General features: G+C 66.3%; 10 protein-coding genes. 5 read left to right on the top strand and 5 right to left on the bottom strand.

Going from position 1 to position 14,825, the window contains the following annotated elements; all coding sequences use genetic code 11:
• Position 1: 1 nt before the first annotated feature.
• The 3 genes from dcd to apbC all read right to left on the bottom strand — a co-directional run bounded on the left by dcd (position 2) and on the right by apbC (position 2,589).
• Positions 2–571 carry a dCTP deaminase gene (gene dcd / locus B9Z01_RS14945; protein ID WP_008924193.1) on the bottom strand — a complete coding sequence of 190 codons (570 nt, stop codon included), beginning with the start codon at positions 569–571 and terminating at the stop codon, positions 2–4.
• Between the two features lie 243 nt (positions 572–814).
• Positions 815–1,348 (bottom strand): superoxide dismutase family protein, encoded by a 534-nt coding sequence (locus B9Z01_RS14940; RefSeq protein ID WP_085484265.1) that lies wholly within the window; start codon positions 1,346–1,348, stop codon positions 815–817.
• 152 nt (positions 1,349–1,500) lie between these two features.
• Positions 1,501–2,589 (bottom strand): iron-sulfur cluster carrier protein ApbC, encoded by a 1,089-nt coding sequence (gene apbC / locus B9Z01_RS14935; RefSeq protein WP_085484263.1) that lies wholly within the window; start codon positions 2,587–2,589, stop codon positions 1,501–1,503.
• A 363-nt stretch (positions 2,590–2,952) separates the two neighbouring features.
• On the opposite strand from apbC, the gene B9Z01_RS14930 reads away from it, so the two are divergent.
• Positions 2,953–3,606, top strand: a complete 654-nt coding sequence (locus B9Z01_RS14930; protein WP_085484261.1) for a YiaD family glycine zipper/OmpA-like lipoprotein — start codon at positions 2,953–2,955, stop codon at positions 3,604–3,606.
• A 442-nt stretch (positions 3,607–4,048) separates the two neighbouring features.
• Positions 4,049–6,181, top strand: coding sequence for a methionine--tRNA ligase (metG, locus tag B9Z01_RS14925; RefSeq protein ID WP_085484259.1), 2,133 nt, complete (start codon positions 4,049–4,051; stop codon positions 6,179–6,181).
• Positions 6,182–6,218: 37 nt separating this feature from the next.
• Here metG and B9Z01_RS14920 read toward each other — a convergent pair whose 3' ends face one another.
• Both B9Z01_RS14920 and B9Z01_RS14915 read right to left on the bottom strand, forming a co-directional pair.
• Positions 6,219–10,511 carry a translocation/assembly module TamB domain-containing protein gene (locus B9Z01_RS14920; RefSeq protein ID WP_085484257.1) on the bottom strand — a complete coding sequence of 1,431 codons (4,293 nt, stop codon included), beginning with the start codon at positions 10,509–10,511 and terminating at the stop codon, positions 6,219–6,221.
• Between the two features lie 45 nt (positions 10,512–10,556).
• Positions 10,557–12,401 carry an autotransporter assembly complex protein TamA gene (locus tag B9Z01_RS14915; RefSeq protein WP_085484255.1) on the bottom strand — a complete coding sequence of 615 codons (1,845 nt, stop codon included), beginning with the start codon at positions 12,399–12,401 and terminating at the stop codon, positions 10,557–10,559.
• A gap of 223 nt (positions 12,402–12,624) precedes the next feature.
• Here B9Z01_RS14915 and B9Z01_RS14910 point away from each other — a divergent pair, with 223 nt between their 5' ends.
• From B9Z01_RS14910 to panC, 3 genes are all read left to right on the top strand, one after another.
• Positions 12,625–12,810 carry a DUF3460 family protein gene (locus tag B9Z01_RS14910; RefSeq protein WP_085484253.1) on the top strand — a complete coding sequence of 62 codons (186 nt, stop codon included), beginning with the start codon at positions 12,625–12,627 and terminating at the stop codon, positions 12,808–12,810.
• A 19-nt stretch (positions 12,811–12,829) separates the two neighbouring features.
• Positions 12,830–13,747, top strand: a complete 918-nt coding sequence (locus B9Z01_RS14905; RefSeq protein ID WP_085484251.1) for a segregation and condensation protein A — start codon at positions 12,830–12,832, stop codon at positions 13,745–13,747.
• Between the two features lie 243 nt (positions 13,748–13,990).
• Entirely contained in the window at positions 13,991–14,824 is an 834-nt protein-coding gene (gene panC / locus B9Z01_RS14900) for a pantoate--beta-alanine ligase (protein ID WP_085484249.1), read from the top strand.
• The last annotated feature ends 1 nt before the right edge of the window (position 14,825 follow it).

Here is a 14,825-nt window from a genome sequence, read left to right as displayed (position 1 = left end):
GTCACGTTTTAGGCAACGTGACGCCGTGCTGACCTTGATATTTGCCGCCGCGATCCGCGTACGACGTCTCACAAATTTCGTCGCTTTCGAAAAACAGCACCTGGGCGACGCCTTCGTTTGCGTAGATTTTCGCAGGCAAAGGTGTCGTATTCGAGAATTCGAGCGTGACGTGCCCTTCCCATTCCGGCTCGAACGGCGTCACGTTCACGATGATCCCGCAGCGCGCGTACGTGGACTTGCCCAGACACACGGTCAGCACGCTGCGCGGAATGCGGAAGTATTCGACCGTGCGCGCGAGCGCGAACGAGTTCGGCGGGATGATGCAGACGTCGCCCTTGAAATCGACAAACGATTTCTCGTCGAAGTTCTTCGGATCGACGATCGTCGAATTGATGTTCGTGAAGATCTTGAATTCGTCGGCGCAGCGAATGTCGTAGCCGTAGCTCGACGTGCCGTAGCTGACAATCTTCCGGCCATCTTCGGAGACGCGAACCTGATCGGGCGCAAACGGCTCGATCATTTTGTGCGACTCGGCCATGCGCCGGATCCACTTGTCGGATTTGATGGTCATAGGTGAACGCTGCTCGACTTGAATGTCAGGTGTGACGAAAGGTGGGTGAAAAACAACCGCCCGGCGCCCGGCCCGCGGCGGAAGGCGCATATTTTACGCGATCATGGAAATGCTGCCGCGAGCGGCGCGGACCGGGTCCGTGAACGGGGGCGACGTGCGCCGCTCAGGCGGCTCGCTCGCGGCTCACTCACGCTCACTACGGGCGCACTCACGGGCTCAGTTACTGGTTCAGTCACGGGTTCACTACTGGCGAATCACGCCGCAGGCGAGCGCGACGCCGGCGCCATGCTGCGGATAGGCGTAAGGGTCGGTTGCGTCGCGATGCAGCACGACTGCACGCTGCAGCACCGAGCGAATGCCGTCGAGCGACACGTCCGGCGCGACGATGAAACCGGTGGCTACGCCATTCGTGTCCGCATGGATGTTGCCGAGATCGCCCTCGACTCGCGCGCCCACTTTGAGCCGCTCGGCCGCTGGAGAGAATACCTGGCCCGTGCTCGAGCCGTCGGCGGCATTGCAGTCGCCGCGCTCGTGGATCTGCAGTGCGTGGTCGCTATTGGGCGGCAAGCCCGCCAGGTTGTAGGTGACCTGGACGCCGTCCGAGCGCTCGATAAACGTCACGAGGCCGTGGGCCTGATTGCCCACGGTGGGCAGCAACTGCGCGTCGGCGCGCTTTTCCTGTGGTCTCAGGAACACGCCACAGCCGCTTAACAGCACGCAGCAGGCAGTCAGGACGATGAACGCATGCACCGCCTGCCCGTCGATTCGTTTTCCCATGCGATCCTCTTGCCGGCCTGGCGGCCGCCCTTGCGGCCGCCGAGCCGAACCTGTGAAGTCGACATGATACCGCGAGACCACACGTAAACAGACGCCCCGCGCCCTTGTCCGAACGGCTGGCCGCGTGTTTTCGCGTGTCCCTCGCCTGTCGCTCAGGTGTTCTGCACGACGATGTTCGGAAACTTCGAGGTCATGTCGCGCGCTCGCTCGGCAATATGAATCGCCACCTTGCGCGCGATCGAGCGGTAGATCTCCGCGATACGTCCGTTCGGGTCGGCCGCGACCGTGGGTGTGCCCGAGTCGGCCTGCTCGCGGATCGTGATGTCGAGCGGCAGGCTGCCGAGCACGTCGACGCCGTATTCCTTGCCCATGCGCTCGCCGCCGCCCGCGCCGAAGATGTGCTCTTCGTGGCCGCAGTTCGAGCAGATGTGCAGGCCCATGTTCTCGACGATGCCGAGGATCGGAATGCCGACCTTCTCGAACATCTTGAGCCCCTTCTTCGCGTCGAGCAGCGCGATGTCCTGCGGCGTCGTGACGATCACGGCGCCCGTCACCGGCACGCGCTGCGCGAGCGTCAACTGGATGTCACCGGTGCCGGGCGGCATGTCGACGATCAGGTAGTCGAGGTCGTGCCAGTTGGTCTGACGCAGCAGTTGCTCGAGCGCCGAGGTCGCCATCGGGCCGCGCCACACCATCGGGTTATCCGCCTCGATCAGGAAGCCGATCGAGTTGGCCTGCACGCCGTGGCCCGTCATCGGGTTCATCGATTTCTCGTCGGGCGATTCGGGGCGGCCGACGATACCCAGCATGGTGGGCAGCGACGGGCCGTAGATGTCGGCGTCGAGGATGCCGACCGACGCGCCTTCACTCGCGAGCGCGAGCGCGAGGTTCACGGCGGTCGTGCTCTTGCCGACGCCGCCCTTGCCGGACGCGACCGCGACGATATTTTTGACATTGGGCAACAACTTCACGCCACGCTGCACCGTATGCGCGGCAATCTGCTGGGACACCTCGACCCGCACGTTCGCGACGCCCGGCACGGCGCGCAGCGCCTCGGCGAACTGCGCGCGGATCGCGTCGAACTGGCTTCTCGCTGGATAGCCGAGCGCGACCTCGAGGCTGACGGCGTCGCCTTCCACGACCACGTTGCGGACATTCCTGGCGGCCGCGTACGGCAAGCCGGTGTTAGGGTCAACGACGACCGCGAGGGCGGCGTCGACCAAAGCCCGATCGATACTCATTGGCACTCCGTGGGGGACACATATGGCGCGGCGGTATCGAAATCGCGGCCGCGCGCCGGAATTTGAAAGAAATTGTTAGACAGCATTGCGAAAATCACGCGTGCCATGCACGCTTCCGCTGGCGGGACGCCATGGGGTCGCATCACTGCGCGCTTCAGGCATTATTGTAGTGTCTGACGGCACGCGTTGCCCGAAGACCCTTCTGCGCTGTCGGACCGGCGTGCAGAAAGGCGTAGGATTGCCGTATTTCGAGTGTTTCGGGTGGTTCGCTGCACTGTATGTACTGTCGTAACGTTCGCTGGATAGTTTGACTGAATTAGCGGTATCCGCTGGTTTATTCGCTTCACTCAAGAGGAATCGAAAATGAATGCAAAAATCATGACTCGCATGGCTGTCTTCGCGGTCGCCGGCTCCCTGCTGGCGGGCTGCGCCACCCAACAGGGCACGAATACGGCAGTCGGCACGGGTGTAGGTGCCGGCACGGGTGCAGCGCTCGGCGCGATCTTCGGCGGCGGCAAGGGCGCGGCGATCGGCGCGGGCGTCGGTGCGGCAGTTGGGGGCGTCACGGGCTACAACTGGGAAGCGATTCGCAACCGCATGTCGGGCGCCACCAAGGGCACTGGCACGCAGATCACCGAGCAGCCGGACGGCTCGCTCAAGCTGAACATCCCGAGCTCGGTCACGTTCGACACCAGCAGCTACGCGATCAAGCCGTCGTTCGCGCCGGTGCTCGACCAGCTCGCGCAGACCATGCAGCAGAATCCGGAAATCGTCGCGTCGGTGGTCGGTCATACGGATAGCACGGGTTCGCTGCAATATAACCAGACGCTGTCGGTCAACCGCGCGCAGAGCGTGACCGGCTATCTGGCGCAACGCGGCATCGCGCCGCAGCGCCTGTCCGCAACCGGCATGGGCCCGAACCAGCCGATCGCCGATAACAACACCGAAGCGGGCCGTGCGGCGAACCGTCGCGTGGAAATCTATCTGCGCGCAACGGCTCAGCACGCAACGCAGTAAGGACGAGGCTTCGGGAGAATGGGAAAGCGGGTGCCGGGCGTTGCCGCCCGCACCCGGTTCACGTTTAAAACGGGGAGGCATGGCGATTTACGCGCCGCTTTGCGGACCAGCTTCAGACCCCACCAGGCAATCTGAAAGACGACGAAAAAAATTTCGAACTCTGCCGGAAATCCGCGGTCTCTCTTTACGGTACGTGGCTGGCGAAGCCGCCGCGTCACCATTCTCCTCTTGTCGTTGTTGCTCCGGGGTTAATAACCCCGGTTTTTTTTGGGCGCACGGTTTTGTCTGCGGATTTGTCCGCTGTCTAGCTCCCATAGCTCGCCATCTCGACCCTGCCGCCGTGGTGCGCAGCCGCCTCTCCGGCCTGCCCCGCCCACCCCGCGTGAAGCATCCGCCCTGCTAGAATTGTCGTTTCGTCCCACCGCAGGCACCCACGATCCTTATGTCAGCACCCGCCACCGATCTCTCCGCAGGCGCGCCGTCCGGCCGCCGCCAGATTCTCGTCACGTCGGCCCTTCCGTATGCGAACGGGCAGATTCATATCGGCCACCTGGTCGAATATATCCAGACGGACATCTGGGTCCGGTCGCTGCGCATGCACGGCCATGAGGTCTACTACGTGGGCGCCGACGACACGCACGGCACGCCGGTCATGCTGCGCGCGGAAAAAGAAGGGCTGACCCCGAAACAACTGATCGACCGCGTCTGGCAGGAACACAAGCGCGACTTCGACAGCTTCGGCATTTCGTTCGACAACTACTATTCGACCGACTCCGAAGAGAACCGCGTTCTCAGCGAAAACGTCTACCTCGCGCTCAAGGAAGCGGGCCTGATCGAGGCACGCGAGATCGAGCAGGCCTACGACCCGGTCAAGGAAATGTTCCTGCCGGACCGCTTCATCAAGGGCGAATGCCCGAAATGCGGCGCGAAGGACCAGTACGGCGACAGCTGCGAAGTCTGCGGCTCGACCTATCAGCCCACCGAACTCGTCAATCCGTACTCGGTCGTCTCGGGCGCCACGCCGATTCGCAAAACCTCGACGCACTACTTCTTCCGCCTGTCCGATCCGCGCTGCGAGAACTTCCTGCGCGCCTGGGTCGGCGGTCTCGCCCAGCCGGAAGCGACCAACAAGATGCGCGAATGGCTCGGCGACGCCGGCGAAGCCAAGCTCGCCGACTGGGACATCTCGCGCGATGCGCCGTATTTCGGCTTCGAGATTCCGGGCGCGCCGGGCAAGTATTTCTACGTGTGGCTCGACGCACCGGTCGGCTACTACGCGAGCTTCAAGAATCTCGCCGAAAAGCGCGGCCTCGATTTCGACGCATGGGTCCGCAAGGGCTCGAAGACTGAGCAATACCACTTCATCGGCAAAGACATCCTGTATTTCCACACGCTGTTCTGGCCGGCAATGCTCGAGTTCTCGGACCATCGCACGCCGACCAACGTGTTCGCGCACGGCTTTCTGACCGTCGACGGCGCGAAGATGTCGAAGTCGCGCGGCACCTTCATCACGGCGCAAAGCGTGATCGACACCGGCCTGAATCCGGAGTGGCTGCGTTACTACTTCGCCGCCAAGCTCAACAGCACGATGGAAGACCTCGACCTGAACCTCGACGACTTCCAGGCGCGCGTGAACAGCGATCTGGTCGGCAAGTACGTGAACATCGCGAGCCGTGCGGCCGGCTTCCTGATCAAGCGCTTCGACGGCCGCGTGCAGGAGAGCGCGATGCACCACCCGCTGCTCGCCACGCTGCGCGCCGCGATCCCGCAGATCGCCGCGCACTACGAAGCGCGCGAATACAGCCGCGCGCTGCGTCAAACGATGGAACTCGCCGACTCGGTCAACGCCTACGTCGATACCGCGAAGCCGTGGGATCAGGCGAAAGACCCGGCCAACGCGGTCGCGCTGCACGAAACCTGCAGCGTCAGCATCGAGGCGTTCCGCCTGCTGTCGCTCGCGCTGAAGCCGGTGCTGCCGAAGCTCGCCGAAGCGGTCGAGGCGTTCCTCGGCATCGAACCGCTCAAGTGGGCCGACGCGAACGTGCCGCTCAGCTCGGCGCGCCCGATCAACGCGTACAAGCACCTGATGACGCGCGTCGACCCGAAGCAGATCGAAGCGCTGCTCGCGGCCAACCGCGAGTCGCTGCAAGCCACGCCGGAAGCGGCTGCGGCCGACGCGAAGGGTGCCTCGAAGAAAAACGCCAAGGCCGCCGCCGCGAAGGAAGAAGAGCCCGCCATCATCTCCATCGACGACTTCGCGAAGGTCGATCTGCGCATCGCGAAGATCGTCGACTGCAAGGCGGTCGAGGGCTCGGACAAGCTGCTGCAACTCACGCTCGACGTCGGTGAAGAGAAAACCCGCAACGTGTTCTCGGGCATCAAGTCGGCGTATCAGCCGGAGCAGCTGATCGGCAAGCTGACCGTGATGGTCGCGAACCTCGCGCCGCGCAAGATGAAGTTCGGCATGTCCGAGGGCATGGTGCTCGCGGCATCGGCGGCGGACGAGAAGGCCGAACCGGGCCTCTACGTGCTCGAGCCGCATAGCGGCGCGAAGCCGGGAATGCGCGTGAAGTAAGGCGCGGCGCCCTTCAGGCGCCCGCTACATCACCGCCTCACCACTTGATCCGGTCGAAGCGCCGCGTGTACAGCACATCGGCGCCATAGAACGTCCCGCCATACACCACGAACGACCAGTACCGCGACAGATTGATCGTCGCCTTGACCGCGTTGCTCGCCGACTGCAACCCCTGCTCGTAGCCGATCACGAGCCATTCGTTGATCGCCTTCGAGACCATCACCACCTGCGGATCGGTCAGGCCGACGTCGCTTCGCCCGATCGAAAACTCGTCGAGCCCGACGGTCTGCGCGATCCGCTTGCCGGTCGCGCTGCCGAGCAGCGCGAGCGCGGTCGTCATCGTGCTCTGCTGACCGAGGTTGTTGCCCTGGTCGGTGCCGTGGCCGAACAGCAGCCACGAGAGCTTTTCGTTGTCCGACACGCTCGGCTCCGACACGAGCCGCGCGACCGGCAACTGCAGCGTTCCCGTGACCTGCACGCCCGCCTCGACCTGCTGGTTGCGGCGCATCGCGAGAATGTTGATGCCCGGATTGGTGACCGGACCGTTGAACGTGAAGAAGCCGTTCTCGATCGAGAGCTTGCGGCCGAACGCGGTGTAGGTCGAACCCGGCGTGACGCGCACGTTGCCGACCGCGCGCAGCGGCGTGTTCGGCGCGCTCATCGCGGTGATCGTGCCGGCGAGGCCGAGATCGGCGCCCATGCCGCGGAAGCGGAAGTTGTTGCCGAGGCCGATCTCGATATTGGCGCGCGGCGCGAACGGGCTGGCCGGCCGGCCGCCTTCCTCGCTCGGGGGTGGCCGCCCGCCCGAGCGCGTGCCGTCCGGGCGGATGATGACGACGTCGTCGCCAAGGCTCGGCGCGGCCTGCTCGGGCATATCGAACAGCGCGCTATCGACGACGAACTTGCCGTTGATCGCAAGGCCGCGCTCGGCCCCGCCATTCGCGAGGCTCGCGCTGCCCGAGAGCGACAGATGGCGGTCCGGCGAGGCGAACACATCGAGCTTGTCGGCGACGACGCTCGCGCTCAGATCGGGCTCGGCGCCGTCGAGGCGAATGCGGCCGGTCGCGCGGAGCGTGCCGCTCGAGCCGCGGAACTCGACCTGCTGGAAATCCACCATGTTCTGCGACAGCGCGATGCGCACCACGCCGTCCTTCAGTTGCACGCCCTGGCTGACCACGGTCGCGGACAGGCCGTCGCCGGTCAGCGATCCGGTCACGTTCGGCTTCGCGACCGTGCCGCCGAGCGCGAGCTTGAGCGCGAGACGCCCGTCGAGCAGATAGCTCGGACCGAGCAGCCCCCCCGTGGTGCGCAGCGACGGCACGTTCGCGTTGACGTTGCCCGACAACGCGCTCTGCGGGTCGACGCTCAGCATGCCGTCGCGCATCACGAGCGGGGTATGCACATCGGCGTCGATCACGCCGACCCGGCTCGCCTGCGCGTGCACGGTCGCGTTGAGCCGGTTGCCGCCCGTGAATTCGGCGCGCGCGCTGATGTCCGAAATACCCATCGACGCCAGCCCGCGGCCGATTTCGACGGTCACGTCCCCGCTGCGCCGCCGCAACTGGACGTGACCGCTCGCCGTCGCGCCGAGCGAGAAGTCCCAGTCGCCGTCGAACACGAGATCGGTTCTGACCGCCGGCGGCTCGCCGGTAATCTCGTGCCGCAACTCCTGCAGACGCGCAAGCGAAACGTCGGTCAGGCTGCCGGCCGACTGGATGCGGCCGCGATCGAACACGAACGACTTGAGGTTCAGCATCGCACCCTCGATCGAGAGGCGCGTCGCGCCGAGCGTGAGCCGCCCCGGCCCGGCGCTCACCGCGAGCGGCGATTCGAGATTGAGCGCGGGCGTGCCGCGATTCTGCAGACGCGTGACGGTGCCGTCCCAGCGCGTGACGTCACGCGTGTCGGTCAGCCTGCCGTTGGCGGCGAGCGTCAGATCGAGCGGGCGGTCCTGCAGTTTGCCGGTGGCCGCGGCCTCGAGCGTGTGATTCGCACGCGTGCCGGAGAGGCGCGCCGTGAGCGTGCTCAGCTCGACGCCGCCCGCGCTCAGGTTGCGCGCGTCGGTCGTGAATGCGAGCGCGCCGTTCGCGCCGTCGCGCAATTCGGCGTGGCCTTCCGCATGACCGAGGCGGTTGCTCGCGAACACGACGCTGTCGGCCTTGTAGTTCAGCACGACGTTGGGATGCGCGAACGAGCCGGTCACGTCGCCGTCGGCGGCGACGGCGCCCGCGAGGCCGAAGCCGAGCCGTTCGAGCTGCGGCGCGTCGAGGCGAAAGCGCAGCCGGTCTCCCGGTGCGCCGAAGCTGCCCTGCAGGTCGACCTGATTGCCCGCCACCGACAGATTCGCGCGGCTCGGCAGAATCCGCGTGCCGGCCAGCTGGATCATGCCGCCGCCGGTGAGCGGCAGGTCGTCGTAGACGCTCGGCCCGAGCTTGAATTCGGCGCGCGTCGTGAGGACCGGCGCGAGCACGCCGGCCGCGGTGAGCGTGGCGTTCACGCGCGCTTCGATCCTGCGCGCTGGTGCGGTGGCGGGTGCTCTGCCCGGTGCAGTGGCCGGCGCTCTGCCCGATGCGGTGGCCGGTGCTCTGCCCGATGTGGTGGCCGGCGCCCTGCCCGATGCAGTGCCCGGTGCAGTGCCCGGTGCAGTGGCCGGCGCACGCGACGGCATCTGCGAGGTCAGCGACAGCGGATCGAAGTCGGTCAGTTGCGCCTTCAGGTTGTAGGTGGAATTCGCATCATGCTTGAGCGCGCCGGACAGATCGATGCGGCCGCGGCCCGACGTGACGCGCACGTCGTTGAAGCTGATGCGCGCCGGATCGAACGTGACCTTGCCCTGCGCGCGCAGCGCCGCGGCCGGGTCAGCGAGATCGAGCGTGAGGCTCTGGATGTCGTCGTTCAGGCGGATGCCGATCGTGCCGCCCAGTTGCGTGGGCCGCACCGTCGCCTGCAGCGCGTTCAGGTCGAGCCGCGCGACGCGCAGATCGAACTGCCCATGCTTGCCGCTCAGCGTGCCGCCGCCCGTGACCGTCGCGTTGCGCACAATCCGCACGTTCAGGTTCGAAATGCTTTGCGCCTGGGCGTCGAGCCGCACGTCCGCGTTCGCGTCGATGAGTGGCAGCAGGTTCTGATCGATCGCGCCGGGCTTCGCATTGACGATCGACACATGGCCAGCGACGGCGAAGCCAGCCGCGGGTTTGGCGGCGTGATGGTGGTGAGCGTGGCTGGCGTCAGACGCGGCGGCTTGCGCGGCGCTGCTGGTGACCGCTTCGCTCGCCGCACTCGCCTGGCCTGCCGCACTTGCCGCACTCGCCGGACTCGCCGCACTCGCCAGGCTTGCCGCACTCGCCGCGCCAGTCGCACCTGGCGTACCCCCCGCCCCCGCCTGCCCCACCGGCTGCAACTCCGCGCGCACGGCCAGGTCCGCCAGCGGCGCGCCGGGCGCGAAAGCCTGCGGATTCACGTGATCGAAGCTCAGCGTCGCGCGTTGCAGCGGCACGGCGGCAAACGGCGTGGCCTCGACCCGCGCATGGCCGGTGAGCTTCATGCCGCTCGCGTCGAGTTCGGCGACGAGCTGCTCGAGCGTGCCGCTCAGATGCCCGCCGACCTGTACCGCCTCGTCGTTGACCTTGCCCGAATAGCCGACCTCGCCGGTGAGCGGGAACGGCTCCACGCCATCCAGCTTCACCGATGCCGTCAGCGCGCCGAACGGCGTATCGAGCCGGTCGACCGCCGCTTCGTGATGACGCCCGTCACTGCGCCCGTGAAAAGCAAAGTGCGAAAACTCCGTGGTCGACGCACCCTGGTGCAGCAGCAGCCGCTCGACCTGCACGTCGCGGATGTCGATCTGCATCGGTAGGCGCAAATCGCGCGGCAGCTTCATCGGCTCGCTGCTGCTCGGCGTCGACTCGCCGAGCCGCGCCTCGATCGTGCCGACATGCAGATAGTCGATCGTGAAGCGCCACGGCTCTCGCGCAAGCGCCCAGCGGCCTGCGACGCGGTCGATCTGGATATCGGTGCCGCTGCCGTCGAGGCTGCGCCAGTGCACGTCGCGCAACTGCACGCCGTTCGCGAGCGTGCCGCCGTCGAGCGTGCCGCCGAGCCTGCCGCCCAGCAGCCTGAGCGCCGCATGCCATGCATACGCGGTGCCGCGCTCGGTCGTGAGCGCGCCGTACAGCAGACCAGCCACGAGCGCGACGAGCAGCACCAGCACGGCCACCGTGCCCACGACTGTTTTCAGCAGCAGACGCCCCCACCGGTGCGGTGGCGGCGTTTCGGGCGGCTGTTGCCCGGGCGGCTGCGCGGAGGGCGGGTCGGTGACGTCCGTGGTCATGCGTGAATAAGGTGGCGAATGAGGGAGCGGGTTGTCATCGAAACATCAGAATGCGATGCCGAGCGTCAGATAAGGCCGCACGCTCCGGTTGCGGATGCCGTAAGCGATATCGACGTTGACGGGGCCGACCGGGCTGCGCCAGCGCGCGCCGACGCCGACGCCCGGATAAAAGATTTTTTCGCCCCAGGTATCGGTGGCGGTGCCGATGTCGAAGAACGCCGCCGCGCCCCAGTCGTGCGAGAACCAGTGCTGATATTCGGCCGCCGCCGTCACGAGATATTTGGTGGGCAGCACCGAGCCGGCGACGTCGTTACCGATGCTCTGGAAGCCGTAGCCGCGCACCGAGTTCGAGCCGCCCGCGCGGAACAGCAGCGACGCCGGAATACCGCTCGAGCTGCCGCTCGTGAACACGCCGCCGAGCTCGGCGCGGATCAGCACGATGTCGTCGTTGCCGATCGGCAGGTATTGCTGGCCGCGCGCGTAGCCGCGAATGAACGACTGGTCGGTCAGGATGCCCTTGATCGCGAAGCCCGCCTCGACGTGGATCAGGTTGCCGCTGCGCGGGAACAACGGGTCGTCGGTGTCGCGGCGGGTCCACGACCACGCGGGCACGAGCGCGTGCGCGGTGGTCGGCGGCGCCGAGTTCTGGTCGAGCCGGTCGTCGTAGTACAGCAGCGAGTAGCTGTAGTCGAGGAATTGCGAGGTGCGCGAGCGCTGCACGCCGCCGCGGATGCTGTAGATGCGCGTGTCTGAGACGTCCGTGGTCGTATAGGACGCCAGCACGCTGTTGGTCCACGCGCGCGGACCCGGCGGCATCGACAGCTGGATCTGCCCGTATTGCTGGGTCTGGTCGGCGCGCCCTTCGACGGTGAACGGCCACGCCGCGCCGAACGTGTTCAGATACGTGTAAGCGCCCTGCACGAGCGGGCCGTTGTCGGTCGAATAGCCGACGCCGCCGCGGAAGCTGTGATACGGAAACTCCGACACCTTCACGTGCACCGGCGTGTTGAGCGGCTTGGCCGGGTCGTTGTCGAGGTCGATCGCGACGCTCGCGAAGTACGGGGTGTTCTGCAACTGCCGCTGCAGTTCGGCGACGCGGCGCGTGTCATAGACGTCGCCCGGCGAAATCGGATTGACGTTGTGGACGATGCGTTCCGGGTAGCGCCGCGTGCCCTGCACGTCGATTTCGCCCATCGTGAAGGTCGGCCCGCTGTCGTAGACCACCGACAGTTTCGCCGTGCGCGTGCGCGGATCGATCAGCGCCTCGGAGTGGTAGATCTTCGCGGCGAGGTAGCGGCGCGACGACAACTCGCGCAGCGACGCGTTCTTCGCATCGTCCCAGGCGCCCTGCGAAAACGGCTGGCCCTCGTGCAACGAGAACGCGAAACGGGTCGCGTTTTCCTGCGACGGGTCTTCGGTCAGCACCGCGCCGCGAAACGACAGATCGACCGACGTGACGATGGTCTGCGGGCCCGCCTCGACTCTCACCGTGACGTGCCGCACGTCGTCGACGGTTTGCACGTCCGTGCTCACGACCGGCGAGAAATAGCCCTGGGTCGCGGCGAGGTCGCGCACCTGCTGCGGCGTGGCGGTAATCAGGAACGAGAACTGGTCGTCGCTGATGTCGGGCCGCTTCGCGAAACGGGCGATGTCGAGGTGCTGTTCGAGCAGCCGGCGCAGCGACCGCGGCTCGGCCACGACGTCGACCTTGTAGCTTGGCTTCGTACGCGCCGCGTGGGCCGCGCCGGCCGCAAGCGTCAGCAGGACGATGCCGAGCGCCAGCCACGCGCGCAGCCAGCGCCGCACGAGCGGCGAACGGTGCCGTGCGGCCTGCCGTTCGCTTTCACGCCAGCGCCGCCAGCGCGGCTTGTCGATCGTACCTCCCGCCAAACAGAACCTCCGGCCACGGTTGATGAATACCTGCGCCACGGCGCGCGGCGGCGCACTCGGGCATGCTATTTGACCACATTGACGGCAGGCGCGAGATCCCAAAAAAGAACGGGCGGTGTTTTTCGACCGTACGCGGCGCATGCGGTAAAATTGCGCCACGGCGGCGCTGCATCGCAAATACTTGCCGGCCGCGCGCCACTTCACCCACCACGGACGTCGAGCCATGTATCAATCGGACATCACCCAGTTCCTGAACCAGCTCAAGCAGCAGAAACCCAATCTGGAAGCCGAGCAACGCCGCGGCCGCTCGCTGCTGTGGGACAAACAGCCGATCGATCTGGAGGAGCGCGCCGAGCAGAAGGCCTCGCGCGTGGAACAGACGCCTTACCAGTACTACCAGAATTTCTGAGCCTCCAGTCACGCCGACGATGAGTCACGCTGACGAGGTGCACGGCCCGGCGCATGGTCCGATACACGGTCCGGTGCAAAGCCCAATTCACGGCCCCGCGCCGTCGGACGCCGCGCTCGCCACCCCCGCCACCGATTCCACGCCCGACACGGTCGACGGCGTCGCCTTCGCGCGCCTGTACGGCGAGCCGCTCTTCAAGCTGCCGAGCGACCTGTACATCCCGCCGGACGCGCTCGAGGTGTTCCTCGAAACGTTCGAGGGGCCGCTCGACCTGCTGCTGTACCTGATCCGCAAGCAGAACTTCAACGTGCTCGACATCCCGATGGCGGACGTCACGGGGCAATACCTCGGCTACGTCGAGCAGTTGCGCCAGACCAATCTGGAACTCGCCTCCGAGTATCTGCTGATGGCCGCGATGCTGATCGAGATCAAGTCGCGCATGCTGCTGCCGGTCAGGAAGGCCGACACCGGCGAGGAAGCCGAAGACCCCCGCGCCGAACTCGTGCGCCGCCTGCTCGAATACGAGCAGATGAAGCTCGCCGCGCAGCGCATCGACCAGTTGCCGCAGCTCGGACGCGACTTCCTGCGCGCCGAGGTCTACATCGAGCAGAGCATCACCCCGCGTTTCCCGGACGTGAACAGCGAGGACCTGCGTGCCGCGTGGGCCGACGTGATCAAGCGCGCGAAGCTCGTTCAGCACCACAAGATCTCGCGCGAAGAGCTGTCGGTGCGCGAGCACATGAGCATGATCCTGCGGCAGTTGCAGAACGCGCGCTTCGTCGAGTTCTCCGACCTGTTCGACACGAGCCGGGGCGTGCCGGTCGTGGTGGTGAACTTCATCGCCGTGCTGGAGCTGTGCCGCGAATCGCTCGTCGAGATCACCCAGGCGGAGCCGTTCGCGCCGATTTACGTGCGGCTTGCCTATCTGCCGGCCTGACTGGCTGGGTGATTTCCGCCTCTGGCCGCCGAACGCCCCGCCAACGCAAGACCTGACGGGCTTCCCGAGCGAACGGGCCGCGCGCCGCAGGCCGAACAGGCGCCGCGTTTCGGTGCGCCCGGCTCGCAAATCCACTACAATCCGCGCTCCGAACCCGTCATCGCCCGTGAGGCGGCCTGCGCGAGTCCCCGAGGTCTTGCGCCAACCGGATCGCGCGCCGCGCGAGCCAATCCCTGTCCGATCATGAAAGTCATCAGCTCGATCCATGAATTGCGCGACCAGTTGCGCGGCCAGAATCGCACGGCCTTTGTGCCGACCATGGGCAACCTGCACGAAGGCCATCTGTCGCTGATGCGCCTCGCGCGCCAGCACGGCGACCCCGTCGTGGCGAGCATCTTCGTCAACCGGCTGCAGTTCGGCCCGAACGAGGATTTCGACAAATATCCGCGCACCCTCGAAGCCGACATCGACAAGCTGCAGAAGGAAGGCGTCTACGTGCTGTTCGCGCCGACCGAAAGGGACATGTATCCGGAGCCGCAGGAGTACCGCGTGCATCCGCCGCACGATCTGGGCGACATCCTCGAGGGCGAATTCCGCCCGGGCTTCTTCCACGGCGTCTGTACGGTGGTGATGAAGCTGATGTCGTGCGTGCAGCCGCGTGTCGCGGTGTTCGGCAAGAAGGATTACCAGCAGTTGATGATCGTGCGCCAGATGTGCCACCAGTTCGCGCTGCCGACCGACATCATCGCCGCCGAAACCGTGCGCGACACCGACGGCCTGGCGCTGAGCTCGCGCAACCGCTTTCTGTCGGCCGCCGAGCGCGCCGAGGCGCCGATGCTCGCCGCCGAACTCAATCGCGTGCGCGACGCGGTGCTCGCGGGCGAGCGCGACTTCGCGAAGCTCGAACAGGCGGCGGTCGCGGCGCTCGCCGCGCGCGGCTGGCAGCCCGACTACATCGCGGTGCGCAAGCGCTCGAACCTGCTCGCACCCGGCGCGCAGGACGCCGACGCGGAACTCGTCGTGCTGGCCGCGGCGAAACTCGGCGCGACCCGGCTCATCGACAACCTCGAAATCTGAC

This window comes from Paraburkholderia susongensis (genome assembly GCF_900177725.1).
GTDB lineage: Bacteria > Pseudomonadota > Gammaproteobacteria > Burkholderiales > Burkholderiaceae > Paraburkholderia > Paraburkholderia susongensis.
This window is presented reverse-complemented; position numbering and strand designations above follow the sequence as displayed.